The organism is Microbulbifer yueqingensis, from assembly GCF_900100355.1.
GTDB lineage: Bacteria > Pseudomonadota > Gammaproteobacteria > Pseudomonadales > Cellvibrionaceae > Microbulbifer > Microbulbifer yueqingensis.
This window is the reverse complement of record NZ_FNFH01000001.1, coordinates 76,505-91,132: the sequence shown is the minus strand read 5'-3', so window position 1 is coordinate 91,132 and position 14,628 is coordinate 76,505. Positions and strand designations below refer to the sequence as shown.

At 59.1% G+C, this 14,628-nt stretch carries 13 protein-coding genes and 2 tRNA genes; 11 read left to right on the top strand and 4 right to left on the bottom strand.

The annotated features are described in order from the left end of the window. The first annotated feature begins 91 nt into the window (after positions 1–91). From uvrB to BLT26_RS00325, 11 genes are all read left to right on the top strand, one after another. The gene (uvrB, locus tag BLT26_RS00375; protein WP_091506355.1) at positions 92–2,098 is read left to right on the top strand and encodes an excinuclease ABC subunit UvrB; all 2,007 of its coding nucleotides are present in this window, start codon (positions 92–94) and stop codon (positions 2,096–2,098) included. Between the two features lie 178 nt (positions 2,099–2,276). Then, a tRNA-Val gene (locus tag BLT26_RS00370) sits at positions 2,277–2,353 on the top strand. Between the two features lie 140 nt (positions 2,354–2,493). Next, positions 2,494–4,443 (top strand): threonine--tRNA ligase, encoded by a 1,950-nt coding sequence (gene thrS, locus BLT26_RS00365; RefSeq protein WP_091506351.1) that lies wholly within the window; start codon positions 2,494–2,496, stop codon positions 4,441–4,443. Continuing rightward, positions 4,444–5,001, top strand: a complete 558-nt coding sequence (infC, locus tag BLT26_RS00360; RefSeq protein ID WP_091506348.1) for a translation initiation factor IF-3 — start codon at positions 4,444–4,446, stop codon at positions 4,999–5,001. Between the two features lie 143 nt (positions 5,002–5,144). Further along, on the top strand, positions 5,145–5,339 hold the full coding sequence (rpmI, locus tag BLT26_RS00355; protein ID WP_091508623.1) for a 50S ribosomal protein L35: 195 nt from the start codon (positions 5,145–5,147) through the stop codon (positions 5,337–5,339). A gap of 36 nt (positions 5,340–5,375) precedes the next feature. Further along, complete coding sequence (rplT, locus tag BLT26_RS00350) at positions 5,376–5,735, top strand: 50S ribosomal protein L20 (RefSeq protein ID WP_020413350.1); 360 nt, start codon at positions 5,376–5,378, stop codon at positions 5,733–5,735. A gap of 307 nt (positions 5,736–6,042) precedes the next feature. Then, complete coding sequence (gene pheS / locus BLT26_RS00345) at positions 6,043–7,056, top strand: phenylalanine--tRNA ligase subunit alpha (RefSeq protein ID WP_091506345.1); 1,014 nt, start codon at positions 6,043–6,045, stop codon at positions 7,054–7,056. Between the two features lie 141 nt (positions 7,057–7,197). After that, positions 7,198–9,573, top strand: coding sequence for a phenylalanine--tRNA ligase subunit beta (pheT, locus tag BLT26_RS00340; protein WP_091506343.1), 2,376 nt, complete (start codon positions 7,198–7,200; stop codon positions 9,571–9,573). A gap of 152 nt (positions 9,574–9,725) precedes the next feature. Beyond that, positions 9,726–10,031 carry an integration host factor subunit alpha gene (ihfA, locus tag BLT26_RS00335; RefSeq protein WP_091506341.1) on the top strand — a complete coding sequence of 102 codons (306 nt, stop codon included), beginning with the start codon at positions 9,726–9,728 and terminating at the stop codon, positions 10,029–10,031. Further along, positions 10,012–10,368, top strand: a complete 357-nt coding sequence (locus BLT26_RS00330) for a MerR family transcriptional regulator (RefSeq protein WP_091506339.1) — start codon at positions 10,012–10,014, stop codon at positions 10,366–10,368. Before ihfA ends, BLT26_RS00330 begins: the two co-directional genes overlap by 20 nt. Before the next feature lie 160 nt (positions 10,369–10,528). Further along, positions 10,529–10,605: transfer RNA gene (locus tag BLT26_RS00325), tRNA-Pro, on the top strand. A gap of 188 nt (positions 10,606–10,793) precedes the next feature. Here BLT26_RS00325 and BLT26_RS00320 read toward each other — a convergent pair. From BLT26_RS00320 to BLT26_RS16555, 4 genes are all read right to left on the bottom strand, one after another. After that, positions 10,794–12,596, bottom strand: coding sequence for a GmrSD restriction endonuclease domain-containing protein (locus tag BLT26_RS00320; protein WP_091506337.1), 1,803 nt, complete (start codon positions 12,594–12,596; stop codon positions 10,794–10,796). A gap of 239 nt (positions 12,597–12,835) precedes the next feature. After that, positions 12,836–13,201: a hypothetical protein gene (locus tag BLT26_RS16445; RefSeq protein ID WP_175452986.1), complete on the bottom strand. Its 366-nt coding sequence runs from the start codon at positions 13,199–13,201 to the stop codon at positions 12,836–12,838. 170 nt (positions 13,202–13,371) lie between these two features. Beyond that, the gene (locus BLT26_RS00310) at positions 13,372–14,208 is read right to left on the bottom strand and encodes a transposase (protein ID WP_245720529.1); all 837 of its coding nucleotides are present in this window, start codon (positions 14,206–14,208) and stop codon (positions 13,372–13,374) included. A gap of 28 nt (positions 14,209–14,236) precedes the next feature. Then, positions 14,237–14,491 (bottom strand): hypothetical protein, encoded by a 255-nt coding sequence (locus BLT26_RS16555; RefSeq protein ID WP_245720528.1) that lies wholly within the window; start codon positions 14,489–14,491, stop codon positions 14,237–14,239. Between the last annotated feature and the right edge of the window lie 137 nt (positions 14,492–14,628).

Sequence of the window (14,628 nt, the reverse complement as noted above, 5' to 3'; positions counted from 1 at the left end):
TGTCGGGTGGGCCGCAGGCGCCGATTTGTGGCCGGTGGCCGGGAGGACCTACAATCGGGGACTGCTTATACAAGGTTCAGGCGAAGTAGTTATGGAGTCGCGTCCGTTTCAGGTCGTATGCAAGTATCAACCGGCCGGCGACCAGCCGGTCGCCATCGACAGTCTCGTCGAGGGGGTGGAGGACGGTCTCAGCCACCAGACCCTGCTGGGTGTAACCGGCTCAGGCAAGACCTTCACCATGGCCAATATCGTCGAGCGGGTGCAGCGCCCGGCGATCGTCATGGCCCACAACAAGACCCTGGCGGCGCAGCTGTACGGCGAGTTCAAGGAGTTCTTCCCCAAGAACGCGGTGGAGTACTTCGTCTCCTATTACGACTACTACCAGCCGGAAGCCTATGTGCCTTCCTCTGACACTTTTATCGAGAAGGACGCCTCGGTCAACGAGCATATCGAGCAGATGCGGCTGTCGGCCACCAAGGCGCTGATCGAGCGCCGCGACGTGATCGTGGTGGCTACGGTATCCGCCATCTACGGTCTGGGCGACCCCGACAAGTACCTGAAGATGGTGCTGCACCTGGACCGGGGGGACCTGGTGGACCAGCGCACTATCCTGCGCCGGCTGGCCGAGCTGCAGTACACCCGCAACGACACCGATTTCCGCCGCGCCACCTACCGGGTGCGCGGTGACGTGATCGACATCTACCCGGCGGATTCAGACCTGGAGGCGGTGCGCCTGTCGCTGTTCGACGAGGAGATCGAGGAGATCACCCTGTTCGACCCCCTGACCGGGGAGGTGCTGAAGAAGGTGCCGCGCATCACCATCTTTCCCAAGTCCCACTACGTGACGCCGCGCGAGACCATCGTCAGTGCCATCGACAAGATCAAGGAAGAACTGCGCGAGCGCCTCAAGCAATTGCGTGACAACGACAAGCTGCTGGAGGCCCAGCGGCTGGAGCAGCGCACCAAGTACGACCTGGAGATGATGCAGGAGCTGGGCTACTGCAACGGCGTCGAGAACTACTCGCGTTACCTGTCCGGGCGCGCCGCCGGCCAGCCGCCCCCCACGCTGTTCGATTACCTGCCTGACGACGCACTGCTGTTTATCGACGAGAGCCACGTCACCGTGCCGCAGATCGGCGGCATGTACCGGGGCGACCGCTCGCGCAAGGAGACGCTGGTGGAATACGGTTTCCGGCTGCCGTCGGCGCTGGACAACCGGCCGCTGAAGTTCGAGGAGTGGGAGCACCTGTCCCCGCAGACCATATTCGTCTCCGCCACCCCGGGCCCCTACGAGGCCGAGCACGCCGAGGCGGTGGTGGAGCAGGTGGTGCGGCCCACCGGGCTGGTGGACCCGGAAGTGGAAGTGCGCCCGGCCTCGACCCAGGTGGACGACTGCCTCTCCGAAATCCATCGCTGCGTGGAGGCGGAGCAGCGGGTGCTGATCACCGTGCTGACCAAGCGCATGGCCGAGGACCTGACCGAGTACCTGGGGGAGAATGGCGTGCGCGTGCGCTACCTGCACTCCGATATCGATACCGTCGAGCGGGTCGAGATCATCCGCGACCTGCGCATTGGCGAGTTCGACGTGCTGGTGGGCATAAACCTGCTGCGGGAGGGCCTGGACATGCCCGAGGTCTCCCTGGTGGCCATCTTCGATGCTGACAAGGAGGGCTTCCTGCGCTCGGACCGCTCGCTGATCCAGACCATCGGCCGCGCCGCGCGGAACCTGCAGGGCAGGGCGATCCTCTACGCTGACAGGGTCACCGATTCCATGCGGCGCGCGCTCGACGAGACCGCGCGCCGGCGCGAGAAACAGATCGCCCATAACAAGGAGCACGGCATCACGCCCCAGGGCATCCGCAAGAGTGTGGCGGATATCATGGAGGGTGCCATCGCGCCGGGCGTGCCCAAGGGGCGGCGCAAGGTGGCCGAGGGCCGGGGCAAGTACAAGGCCGAGGCGGAACCGCTGTCCGACCAGCAGCGCTGGGCGCGCATCGAAGAGCTGGAGGAGCAGATGTATCGCCACGCCAAGGACCTGGAATTCGAGGCCGCAGCGAAGCTGCGCGACGAGATCACCGCCCTGAAGGAGGGCGGTTGAGGGCGGCAGCCGCCGCAGCCGCCGAAGCAAGGATTCAGGAGCCGCAAGCCCCGATGGTGAGGAGGGGAACTGGCGCCAACGGGCGTAATAAATTTCTGCCACAAGTGTGTTGAAAAGCCCAAACCGTGGTGCTAAAGTTCGCGTCCTCTGCAGCGGGGCTCACCGCTCGCAAGACTCCAGACCCGTAGCTCAGTTGGTTAGAGCGCTGCCTTGACATGGCAGAGGTCAGCAGTTCAAATCTGCTCGGGTCTACCAGTTTCTCAGCCCGGCGCATCGCGCCGGGTTTTTTCTCTGGCCCACAGACAGGGCCGACTGCCCTAAAGGCAGACACCTTCAGGGCAGGTAATCACGCGGTCTTTGGTAGGGATCGCCACTGATAGATAGAAGGATGTGCAATGCCTGTTGTCACTCTCCCCGATGGTTCCCATCGCGTATTCTCCGAACCCGTTTCCGTGCACGACGTTGCCGCCGATATCGGTCCCGGCCTGGCCAAGGCTGCCCTGGGTGGTGTCGTTGACGGCAAAGAGGTGGATACCAGTTACGTAATCCACCACGACGCCCAGCTGGCCATCATTACCGACCGCCAGCCCGAGGGCCTGGAGATCATCCGCCACTCCACCGCGCACCTTCTGGCCCAGGCGGTCAAGCAGCTGTACCCGGGCGCCCAGGTCACCATCGGCCCGGTGATCGAGGACGGCTTCTACTACGACTTCGCCTACGAGCGGCAGTTTACGCCGGAAGACCTGGAGAAGATCGAGAAGCGCATGGAAGAACTGGCCAGGGAGGATATCCCGGTCAGCCGTCGCCTGATGCCGCGCGACGAGGCGGTGAAGCACTTCCGCGACATGGGCGAGGAGTACAAGGCGCAGATCATCGCCGACATCCCCACCGACCAGGATATTTCCCTCTACCGCCAGGGCGACTTCGAGGACCTGTGCCGCGGCCCGCACGTGCCGTCCACCGGCCGCCTGAAGGCGTTCAAGCTGACCAAGGTGGCAGGGGCCTACTGGCGTGGCGACGCCAGCAACGAGATGCTGACCCGCGTGTACGGCACCGCCTGGGGCAACAAGAAAGACCTCAAGGCCTACCTGCACCGTATCGAGGAAGCCGAGAAGCGCGACCACCGCAAGCTGGCAAAGAAATTCGACCTCTTCCATATCCAGGAAGAGGCGCCGGGCATGGTGTTCTGGCACCCGAACGGCTGGACCATCTACAGCACCATCGAGCAGTACATGCGCAGCCGCCAGCGCAAGGCCGGCTACAACGAAATCAAGACCCCGCAGCTGGTGGACTTCAGCCTTTGGGAGAAGTCCGGCCACGCGGACAAGTTCGGCGACGACATGTTCTCGCTCACCAGCGAGGAGCGCCAGTTCGCCATCAAGCCCATGAACTGCCCCTGCCACGTGCAGGTGTTCAACCAGGGCCTGCGCAGCTATCGCGACCTGCCGCTGCGCCTGGCGGAATTCGGCTCCTGCCACCGCAGCGAGCCCTCCGGCTCCCTGCACGGCCTGATGCGCGTGCGCGGCTTCGTACAGGACGATGGCCATATCTTCTGCACCGAGGAGCAGATCCAGTCCGAGGTGTCGGACTTCATGGACCTGCTGCACTCCGTCTACCGCGACTTCGGCTTTGAGGAGGTGATCTACCGCCTCTCCACCCGCCCGGAGCAGCGCGTTGGTTCCGACGAGAGCTGGGACAAGGCCGAGAAGGCCCTGGCGCAGGCGCTGGACGAGGCCGGCTTGCCGTGGGAGGAGCTGCCGGGCGAGGGCGCCTTCTACGGGCCCAAGATCGAATTCTCCCTGAAGGACTGCCTGGGCCGGGTGTGGCAGTGCGGCACCATCCAGGTGGACTTCTCCATGCCGGGCCGCCTGGACGCCCAGTATGTGGCGGAAGACGGCTCCCGCCAGACCCCGGTGATGCTGCACCGCGCGGCGCTGGGTTCCTTCGAGCGCTTCATCGGCATCCTGATCGAGCACTACGAGGGCGCCTTCCCCACCTGGCTGGCCCCCCAGCAGGTGGCTGTGATGAATATCACAGATCGGCAGGCAGAATACTGCCGCGACCTGGAGCAGCACCTCGGCGCCCGCAACTACCGGGCGGTGGCCGACTTGAGAAACGAGAAGATCGGCTTTAAAATCCGCGAGCACACGCTTCAGCGTGTACCTTATCTGCTGGTGATCGGCGATAAGGAAGTAGAGAGCCAGACGGTCGCTGTGCGGACACGCAGCGGGGAAGACCTGGGAACCATGACTTTCGAGTCATTCCTGGAGATCCTCGAGCAGGACGTGAACCGCCGCGGCCTCACGTCCGTTGAGGGCGACGGTTCTCAGCCTGATTCTAAATAACTGGAGACGAAAGCTATTAAAAGAGCTAGCAGCAAAGGAGGGTCTAAGAAGGCCCGCATTAACGATCAGATTGAGGCATCCGAGGTACGCCTGATTGGTGCCGACGGTGAACAGGTAGGGATTGTTTCCCTCGACGATGCACTGGACAAGGCCCAGGAAGCCAATCTGGATCTCGTTGAAATTGCGCCGGACTCCGATCCGATAGTCTGTAAAATCATGGACTACGGCAAGCACGTGTTTGAGGCCAAGAAGGCCAAGAACGCTGCCAAGAAAAAGCAGAAGCAGCAGCAGATCAAGGAAATGAAATTCCGCCCCGGTACCGATATCGGGGACTACCAGATCAAGCTGCGCAACCTGACCCGCTTCCTGGAAGCGGGCGACAAGGCCAAGATTTCCCTGCGCTTCCGCGGCCGTGAGATGGCCCACCAGGAGCTGGGGATGGAAATGATGCAGCGCATCGAGAAAGACCTCGAGGAGCTGGGCACGGTGGAGCAGCGGCCGAAGATGGAAGGCCGCCAGATGATCATGGTCATCGCACCGAGCAAAAAGAAGAAGTGAGTCGCGGCGGGTAACCGCCGGGTCTCCTCTCGGGAAGTGATTGGGCGACGGCTGCCTCCTCACTCCCGCAACGCCGCCGGCACGCCGGCGGTTATACGTTAGATGCCTGTTTACAGGCGTATATTTTACTTTTGGAGTACAAAATGCCGAAAGCAAAGACCCATAGTGGCGCCGCCAAGCGCTTTAAGAAGACGGCTGCGGGCTACAAGCACAAGCACGCCAACAAGAGCCACATCCTCACCAAGATGACCACCAAGCGTAAGCGTCAGCTGCGCGGCACCACGACTATGAACAAGTCTGATGCCACCCTGGTCGATCGTATGCTGCGCGCCAAGTAATTGGCCCATCGCTAACAGGTTTAAGAGGATAGATTTATGGCCCGTGTTAAACGTGGTGTAGAGGCGCGTCGTCGTCACAAGAAAATTCTGAAGCAGGCCAAGGGTTACTACGGTGCGCGTTCGCGCGTATTCCGCGTAGCCAAGCAGGCGGTGATCAAGGCCGGCCAGTACGCTTACCGCGACCGTCGTGTCAAGAAGCGTAACTTCCGCGCCCTGTGGATCACTCGTATCAACGCCCAGTCCCGCGCTGAAGGCCTGAGCTACAGCCGCCTGATCGCCGGTCTGAAGAAGGCCGACATCGCCCTGGACCGTCGTGTCCTGGCCGACCTGGCGGTATACGACAAAGCCGCTTTTGCTGCCGTAGTGGAAAAAGCCAAGGCAGCCCTGGCAGCTTAAGTAGCGTCTTTCATAGAAAGACAAGGGTACCTGAAGGGTCGCACAGTCGATCCCGAAAGTACCCGTTAAGATAGGGAAGGGCTGTAATGGTCCTTCCCTATTTTTTTACTTATTCGTTGGTACCGGTGGCGGCCACACAGGCTCTTCGCCACTTACCGGATACAATGCCCGCACGTCGCCTATCCTTCACTGGCGGCGGCCGGGAAGGGCCACCGGGAGAGTCCCCGGCCCCGGAGCGTGAATTGCCGGCTCACGAGAGCCACGACAGAGTCACGAAGAAAAAACGAAGTCAAACGGGAACGATTCAATGCAAGATTTGCAGTCCCTCACCGAAGAGGCGCTGGCGCAGGTGGCAAAGGCGGAAGACCTGGCCGGGCTGGACCAGGTGCGCGTGGATTACCTGGGCAAGAAGGGCCAGTTGACCGCGCTGCTGAAAGGCCTGGGCAAGCTGTCCGCCGAGGAGCGCCCCGCCGCGGGTGCCAAGATCAACGAGGCCAAGCAGCAGGTCCAGGAGCAGATCAACGCCCGCCGCGCCGCGCTGGAAGAGGCCGCCATCAACGCCAAGCTGGCCGCCGAGACCATCGACGTGACCCTGCCGGGCCGCGGTGAGGAGCCGGGCAACGCCCACCCCGTAACCCGCACCCTGCGCCGTATTGAAAAGCTGTTCGTGCGCCTGGGCTTCTCCGTGGAGGAGGGCCCCGAGATCGAGGACGACTACCACAACTTCGAGGCGCTCAACATTCCCGCGCACCACCCGGCGCGGGCCATGCACGACACCTTCTACATCGACCCGTCCACGGTGCTGCGCACCCACACCTCCCCGGTGCAGATCCGCACCATGGAGAAGGCCGCGCCGCCGATCCGTATCATCTGCCCGGGCCGCGTCTACCGCTGCGACTCGGACGTGACCCACTCCCCCATGTTCCACCAGGTGGAAGGCCTGGTGGTGGACAAGGGCGTCAGCTTCGCGCATCTGAAAGGCTGCGTGGACCAGTTCCTGAAGGCCTTCTTCGAGGCCGACGTGCCGGTGCGCTTCCGCCCGTCCTACTTCCCGTTCACCGAGCCCTCGGCCGAGGTGGACATCCAGTGCACCGCCTGTGGCGGCGACGGCTGCCGCGTCTGTTCCGGCACCGGCTGGCTGGAAGTCATGGGCTGCGGCATGGTGCACCCGAACGTATTCGCGTCGTGCAACATCGACAGCGACGAGTACACCGGCTTTGCCTTCGGCATGGGCGTGGAGCGCCTGGCCATGCTGCGCTACGGCGTCAACGACCTGCGCCTGTTCTTCGACAACGACCTGCGCTTCCTAAAGCAGTTCTAACCATGTAGGAGCGGCCCATGGCCGCGATTAGCGGACCGCCGGTCCGCACCTCCCGGGGAACGGGGCTTCGCGGCCATGGGCCGCTCCTACAAAAACGACGAAGAACAGACAGCCAAAACAGAATTCGGATAGAGAAACACTATGAAATTCAGCAACGCATGGCTGCGGGAATGGGTTAACCCGCAACTCTCCGCGCAGGAACTGGCCGACCAGATCACCATGGCCGGCCTGGAAGTGGACGGCGTCGAGCCGGTGGCCGGGGACTTCACCGGCGTGGTGGTGGGCGAGATCCTCGCCTGCGAACAGCACCCGGACGCTGACAAGCTGCGCGTCTGCACCGTCGCCGGCCACCCGGACGGCGAGATGCAGGTAGTGTGCGGCGCCCCCAACGCCCGCGCCGGCATCAAGGTGCCGTTCGCCCTGGTGGGCGCGGTACTGCCCGGCGACTTCAAGATCAAGAAAGCCAAGCTCCGCGGCGTCGAGAGCCGCGGCATGCTCTGCGCCCAGAATGAACTGGAACTGGGCGAGGACAGCGACGGCATCTGGGAACTGCCCACTGACGCCCCCACTGGCACCGACCTGCGCGAGTACCTGCAGCTGGACGACGTGGCCATCGAGGTGGACCTGACCCCCAATCGCTCCGACTGCCTCGGCATCGCCGGCGTCGCCCGCGAGGTGGGTGTGCTGAACCGCTGCCCGGTGGAGGGCCCGGCCATCGAACCGGTGAAGCCCACCATCGACGACAGCCTGCCAGTGTCCCTGATGGACGGCGAGGCCTGCCCGCGCTACGTGGGCCGGGTGATCCGCAATATCGACGTGAGCGCGCAGACCCCGCTGTGGATGCAGGAGCGCCTGCGCCGCGCCGGCCTGCGCAGCATCGACCCGGTGGTGGACGTCACCAACTACGTCCTGCTGGAACTCGGCCAGCCCATGCACGCCTTCGACCTGGCCAAGCTGGAGGGCGGCATCAAGGTGCGCCTGGCAGAGCAGGGCGAGAAGCTGACCCTGCTGGACGGCCAGGAAGTGACCCTGGAAGAGGGCACCCTGCTGATCACCGACGGCAAGAAGCCGCTGGCCATGGCCGGCATCATGGGGGGCGAGGAGTCCGCCGTGTCCGGCGAGACCCGCGATATCTTCCTGGAGAGCGCCTTCTTCAACCCGCTGGCCATCGCCGGCAAGGCGCGCTCCTACGGCCTGCACACCGACTCCTCGCACCGCTTCGAGCGCGGCGTGGACTACCGCCTGCAGGAAAAGGCCGTCGAGCGCGCCACCCAACTGCTGCTGGACATCGTCGGCGGCGAGCCGGGCCCGGTGCACCTGCGCGAGATGGAAGAGACCATGCCCGCCGAGCGCCACATCACCCTGCGCCGTGCGCGGGTCGAGAGCGGCCTGGGCGTGAAGATCGCCGATGACGAGATCGTCGATATCCTCACCCGCCTGGGCCTGGAGAAGATCGACCAGGGCGACGAGGGCTGGACTTTCCTGGTCCCCAGCTTCCGTTTCGACCTGGCCATCGAGGCCGACCTGCTCGAAGAGCTGGCGCGGGTGTACGGCTACAACCGCATCCCCAGCGTCAGCTTCAGCGCCGCGCTGGATATCGTGCCCGACCATGAGGTGGAGCTGGACGGCACCATCCTGGAGCAGACCCTGCTGGCGCGCGGCTACCACGAGGCCATCACCTTCAGCTTTATCGACCGCGACACCGCGGCCCTGTTCGACCCCAGCGCCGAGCCGGTGGCGCTGCAGAACCCCATCAGCGCCGACCTGGCGGTGATGCGCACCTCGCTGATTCCCGGCCTGTGCAAGTCCCTGCAGTACAACCTGAACCGCCAGCAGGACCGCGTGCGCCTGTTCGAGACCGGCCTGCGTTTTGTGCCGGGTGCTGACCTGCAGCAGCAGCCCATGCTGGCCGGCCTGGTATACGGCCCCCGCCAGGCGGAGAGCTGGACCGGCGGCAAGGAGTGGGTGGATTTCTACGACATCAAGGCCGACGTCGAGGCCCTGCTGGCCGAGACCAACGCCGCCGACGAGTTCCGCTTCGAGGCCGGCGAGCACCCGGCGCTGCACCCGGGCCAGTGCGCCCGCATCCTGCGCGGCGAGCGCCAGGTGGGCGTGGTGGGTGCCCTGCACCCGCAGCTGCAGAAGAAGCTGGACCTGCCCAAGGCCGCCTTCGTGTTCGAGCTGGACCTGGAGGCCATCGGCGAGTCGCGCCTGCCGTCGTTCCGCCCGCTGTCACGCTTCCCGGCCGTGCGCCGCGACCTGGCGCTGCTGATCGACGCCGACGTGCAGGCCGCCAGCCTGGTGGAAACCGCAGCCGGGGCCGCCGGTGAAATGTTGACGGACCTCAAGATTTTTGACGTCTATCAGGGCGAAGGCATTGATTTCAATAGAAAAAGTGTCGCTATGGGCTTGACCTTTCAGCATCCGTCGCGCACCCTTAACGACGAGGAAATCACTGCCGCGGTAGACGCAGTGGTGAAGCAGCTAGAACAAAAATATAACGCCAGCTTGCGCTGACCCCCCGGACCGCTCCGGGGTGCAAGCGGTTTAGCCCGGTGGTACTACGGGTTAAGGCACCCCGAGAGCGTCTGCTCGCGGGTTGAAAGCCGCCGCGGTTTGGGCCGCTTCCGATCCGGAGTCGACGCCTCTGAATCTGTTGGTAGGAACCAATGACAGAGGCACTGACCAAGGCCGGGCTCGCCGAAAAACTGTACGAAGAGCTCGGCTTTAATAAGCGAGAGGCCAAGGAGATCGTCGAATACTTTTTCGAGGAGATCCGCAATGCCCTCGAGAATAACGAGCAGGTAAAACTGTCCGGCTTCGGCAATTTCGACCTTCGCGACAAGAGCCCCCGTCCGGGACGGAACCCCAAAACCGGCGAGGAGATCCCCATTTCTGCGCGCAGGGTGGTGACTTTCAAGCCGGGACAAAAACTTAAGGCACGAGTAGAAGAAGATGCTGGAAGCGAGCAATAATAGCGAACTGCCTGTTATTCCCGGCAAGCGCTATTTCACCATCGGAGAGGTCAGCGAGCTCTGCGCGGTCAAGCCACACGTACTGCGCTACTGGGAACAGGAATTCCCCCAGCTCAGCCCGGTCAAGCGCCGCGGTAACCGCCGCTACTACCAACACCAGGACGTCCTCCTGATCCGCCAGATCCGCGCGCTCCTGTACGAGGAGGGCTTCACCATCGGCGGCGCCCGCCACCAGATGGAAGCCGGCAGCCAGCAGGCCGAGAAGGCCCACCTGCAGCAGGTGCTGCCCCAGGTGATTGCCGAACTGGAGGGTGTTCTCACCTTACTGGAAACCTGATCCCGCCCGCCGGGGCAGGGCGGCCCGAAAGGCGCAAATCCGGGCTTGCATTCCCCGCCCAACAATGTATGATTTGCGCCTCATCGCAATGCGATGCCCCTTACAAATCAAGCACTTAGCGCCCGAAGAGGGCAAAACTGAGCGCCTGGTTTGCCTCCGTCGGAGTGTAGCGCAGCCTGGTAGCGCACCACACTGGGGGTGTGGTGGTCGTCGGTTCAAATCCGGCCACTCCGACCATAAAACCGTTGTAAATCAACGACTTAAAAGCCCGCCAATTGAGCGGGCTTTTTTGTGCCTGAATTTAAGTCATATAAAGTCCGGGTTGATGCAACGAAGTAAACGCATGAGAAGAAGAACACCCGACTAATGACTACATGTTCATACTATTGTGAGAGTGTGGGATGCCCACACTCTCTTTTTGAATTTTAATCATCGGATATCGATGGCGCTTCGAGCTCTACATCCTCACCATTTTGTGACTGAGCCTCGGAAATTCCATAATCAGCGATAAGTTTTACAAACTCTTTATATCTTGCAGTCAAGAATTGATTGTAGTCATTAACATTCAACTTTGCTTTTTTCATTAGATTAATGCAGTCATCGTTTATTAGCTGCTTAGCATAAATTTTTTCCATTGCGGATTCACTACCTAGAGCTTTAATTGATGATTTTATTTGAGCGCTTGGTGAAAAATTCAACCAGTTTCCGTTGGTCTTTGAGTATAAGAGCATTGTGTTTAAGGCAACATTGATGGGAGTGCTATCTTTCGTATACCCGTCTAAGTCTTTCGGTGCCCACTTTGAAGGGAAAATATGGTGTACTTGAGTCTGATGCAACTTATCTCCGAACCCAATTGCTTCATTTTGCATCGGGTCATTCGGTGATCGAGAGTTGAGAAGACATAAAAATAGTTTGCCTATAGCGCCGTTAGGGCTAGCGTGTATAACACTTTTGGAAACATATGAATCTTTAATCCAGGAAGGCATTTTAGATTCGCCTTCCGAAATCCATCGCTTTATATCCTCAAGGTCTCTCGACTGCTTGTTGTGCACACCTTCTTGGTAACGCTGCATCAATGCTGAAGCCACAAACCACGTACGTAGCTTACTTTTTGCAGCTCCGATATTTGTTTGCTCTGTTATGGTTTCGTTTATGTAAGCTAGCGCAAGAGCTAAAGGTGCTAAAATAGCATCGTATGGGATCAGCTTGTCGGTGACATCTAGACCAGTGCCAAGCGACTTGGTTAGAAATTCTCCTGCTTCATCAAGCATTTTGGCCGCTTTGTCGCCATAAGATTCATATGCAGTATGGTCGATATTTTTAGGTAGTTCTGACTTCTTCGGTGACTTTCCAGCAAGAAGGGCTACTACCTGGAGAAGAATCTCACCATTTTTGTCTAAATATTTGTAATGCGTGTATTTTGACTTGTATTCATTGATGTCTTCTTCAAGGTTGACACCATTTGGATAAAGTATGGCAACGACAAGTTCAAATGGAGTGAGTAATTTTCCAGTTGTATTTATCGTTGTGAATACCCTTGCTATTGATGATAAATCAAATTCATTTCCAAGCTCTATCACAGGAACTTGAATACTTGTGTTTGGTTTTAAATGTTTTCTTACTATTTTCCTGATTATGTCTTTTTCTTTTTTATCACTAATTTCATCCAATATGTCGTCTAATTGAGATTGCTTGTCTTCTGTTAAGAAAGGTGTCCATAGCAATCTAGACTGAGTGAAATGGCTTTTTCTGTCTTGACGTTTCTTCTTTGGAACTAAATATCCATCATCTATTTCGATGTCACTGCAAAATTTACGGACTTCGTTATCATCTTCGATATTTATTTTTTGCTCTTTAACTAGTTCCCGAACTCTATTTACGTCAATATAATATTCGTTACCATCGACATCATCCAACCCGTATACGATAGATAGTCCTGCGGTGATTCGCTGCTGGCCGTCCAGTATTAGACTTTCATGCTGCGCTTTGCTAGCAGCAATTTTTCCTGCACCATGAAATGCTCGCGGTCCAAGCTTTTCCCCATCCTCAGATGTTAAGAATAGAAAGGACCCTATTGGATAGTTCAGTCTTAATGAATCATATAGAGACATGACTTGTTTATTGGTCCATTTCCACTTACGTTGAAATGCTGGGAGCTTGAAATCTCCATTTTTTGCTTTTTGTAAGATATTACTGAAATTTAGGGCGGTTGTTTTTGTCTGGCTCATTTTTTTCCCTAAGATTACTGTGCTTAATGATTCTCTGAACTAACACCGATATGCTATTACTTTTCGGTTTTCTATTACACTTGTTAGCGATATGTGTATGGTGCTTGGATCTAGCTCTGTCGTAAATTGTAACGCAAACCGTATAGTTATTGACAGAACTCCAAGAGAGGGGCGTTCGCCCCTCCTATTACTCTCGCTTCCGCTCCGCAACTTTCGAATTCAGCAATGGGTCGGACTGTTCATTCGTGAAAGTGGGTGATAACCCTGGATTTCTCCTGAAATAGCAAACCGATCAATTTATGAGCTTCTTGGCCATATTTGTTCAGGGCTTCTTTGACGACATGTAGCGCCCGCAGCGGCAGGCTGGCTTGTTCTAAAGTAGGGCCGCTGCACCCGTCCTCCCGATTGGCCTCGCGGGCGAGGGACTCGTTGAGGTAAGGCATAAACCAGCTGATATCGGCAAGTCGTGAACGCCAGCTTTCCGCGACCTCCGAGAGGTGGGCATGCTCTGCTGCTCCCAGAGTTTCGCCGCGCAGTGAGCGCTGAGAGAGCAGGGAGCGCTTGTGCAGCCGATGCCAGAGTATTGCAATAAAAAGGACACCCACCAACTGAGGATATCCGGCTGAACAGCCTTTCTCTATGCGAGGGTGAGTTCCGGTAGACGCTCTAACTGGGGAGAAATGCCTGAAGTGTGGCTTTATGCGCCAAAGGGGCCTTTTCAGGTACAGGAAGGCTGCATAGGCGTTACGGGTGGCGCTTTCTTAGAAGGGGAGGGCTAGGTAGCTGGTGGTGAAAGGAATCGCTCACAGTCTCGAATCCCATGAGCCCAGCGCTTGCCGAGCTGCTCACAGGCGCCGCGGACAGCGTGGGCGCTACCCACCAGGCTTTTGAAGCGACTCTCGAATTGCTGATTGAGATATAGCCAGTGCCTGGGGTCTATCTGCAGGCGCTCGAGGATGGGTGGCAGTTCGCTGGCGATGGCTCCTCGCTTGCCTTCACGCAGGTAACGGCCGCTCCAGTCCACCAACTCTATATAGTCCTGCAGCCGGAAGGGGATGCCCGCCGGCATCGAATCCCGGGGATTGCCGGCGAAGGGCATCAGCTCTTCAGGCTGGATCCCGTCCCTGGCCGCAGTAATGCGTTGCTTGACGGAAGTATGGTCTGATGCTTCCGGTGTTTTCGCTATCTTGGCCCGGATCGGGTTCAGGTCCACATAAGCCATGCAGGCTGCCAGGGCCCGTTCGTCCAGGAGTGCCTGGGACTTGAAACGCCCCTCCCAGAAGCGGCCCGTGCACTGGTCCTCACGGTTGGCCTCGCGGGCGATGGACTCGTTGAGTGAACGCATAAACCAGCTGATATCTGCAAGTCGTGTACGCCAGCCCTCCGCGACCTCTGAGAGGCGGACATGCTCTGCCGAGCCCAGTAGTTCACCGCGCAAAAAGCGCTGGGAGAGTAGGGAGCCCTTGTAGAGCCGATGCCAGCGCTCCACCACTTCGTGAAGTTCCCTGCTGTCCGCCTTCGCGGAGTTGATGTGCAGGACCACATGGTAGTGATTGCTCATTACCGCATAAGCGCAGATATCCAGGGCAAAAACCCGCCCTAGCTCCAACATCCGGTCCTCTATCCATTGCCGTCGATGCTCAAAGCACTGTCCAGTGCGATCGTCCCGCCCGCACAAGAATGCTCGCCGTACACAGCGTGATACGCAGTGGTAGTACGGCGTGGTGCTCGGGCAGATAAGAGTTGTACGGGCTCTGGTCATCGCTGGGCAAAAGGTCTGGATACATGTACAGTATTTTGCCTGTGCCCGCAGAAAGCTCAATAGCTCTGGCGGTGAATGCTTTATGTTTGTTGGGTGTCCTGTGTTGCTGGAAGTCCATCAGGGTAATGCTCATTGCCTAGTCTCCATGGGTTGTGTGCTTACAGCCCATGGTGCCAGGCTCCGCATTTATGCAAGCCGTTTACCCCATGATTTGATAGCCAAGAGTATATTGCCCGGCTGGTAGTTGAACCCGTCCAGCCGGGCAACACC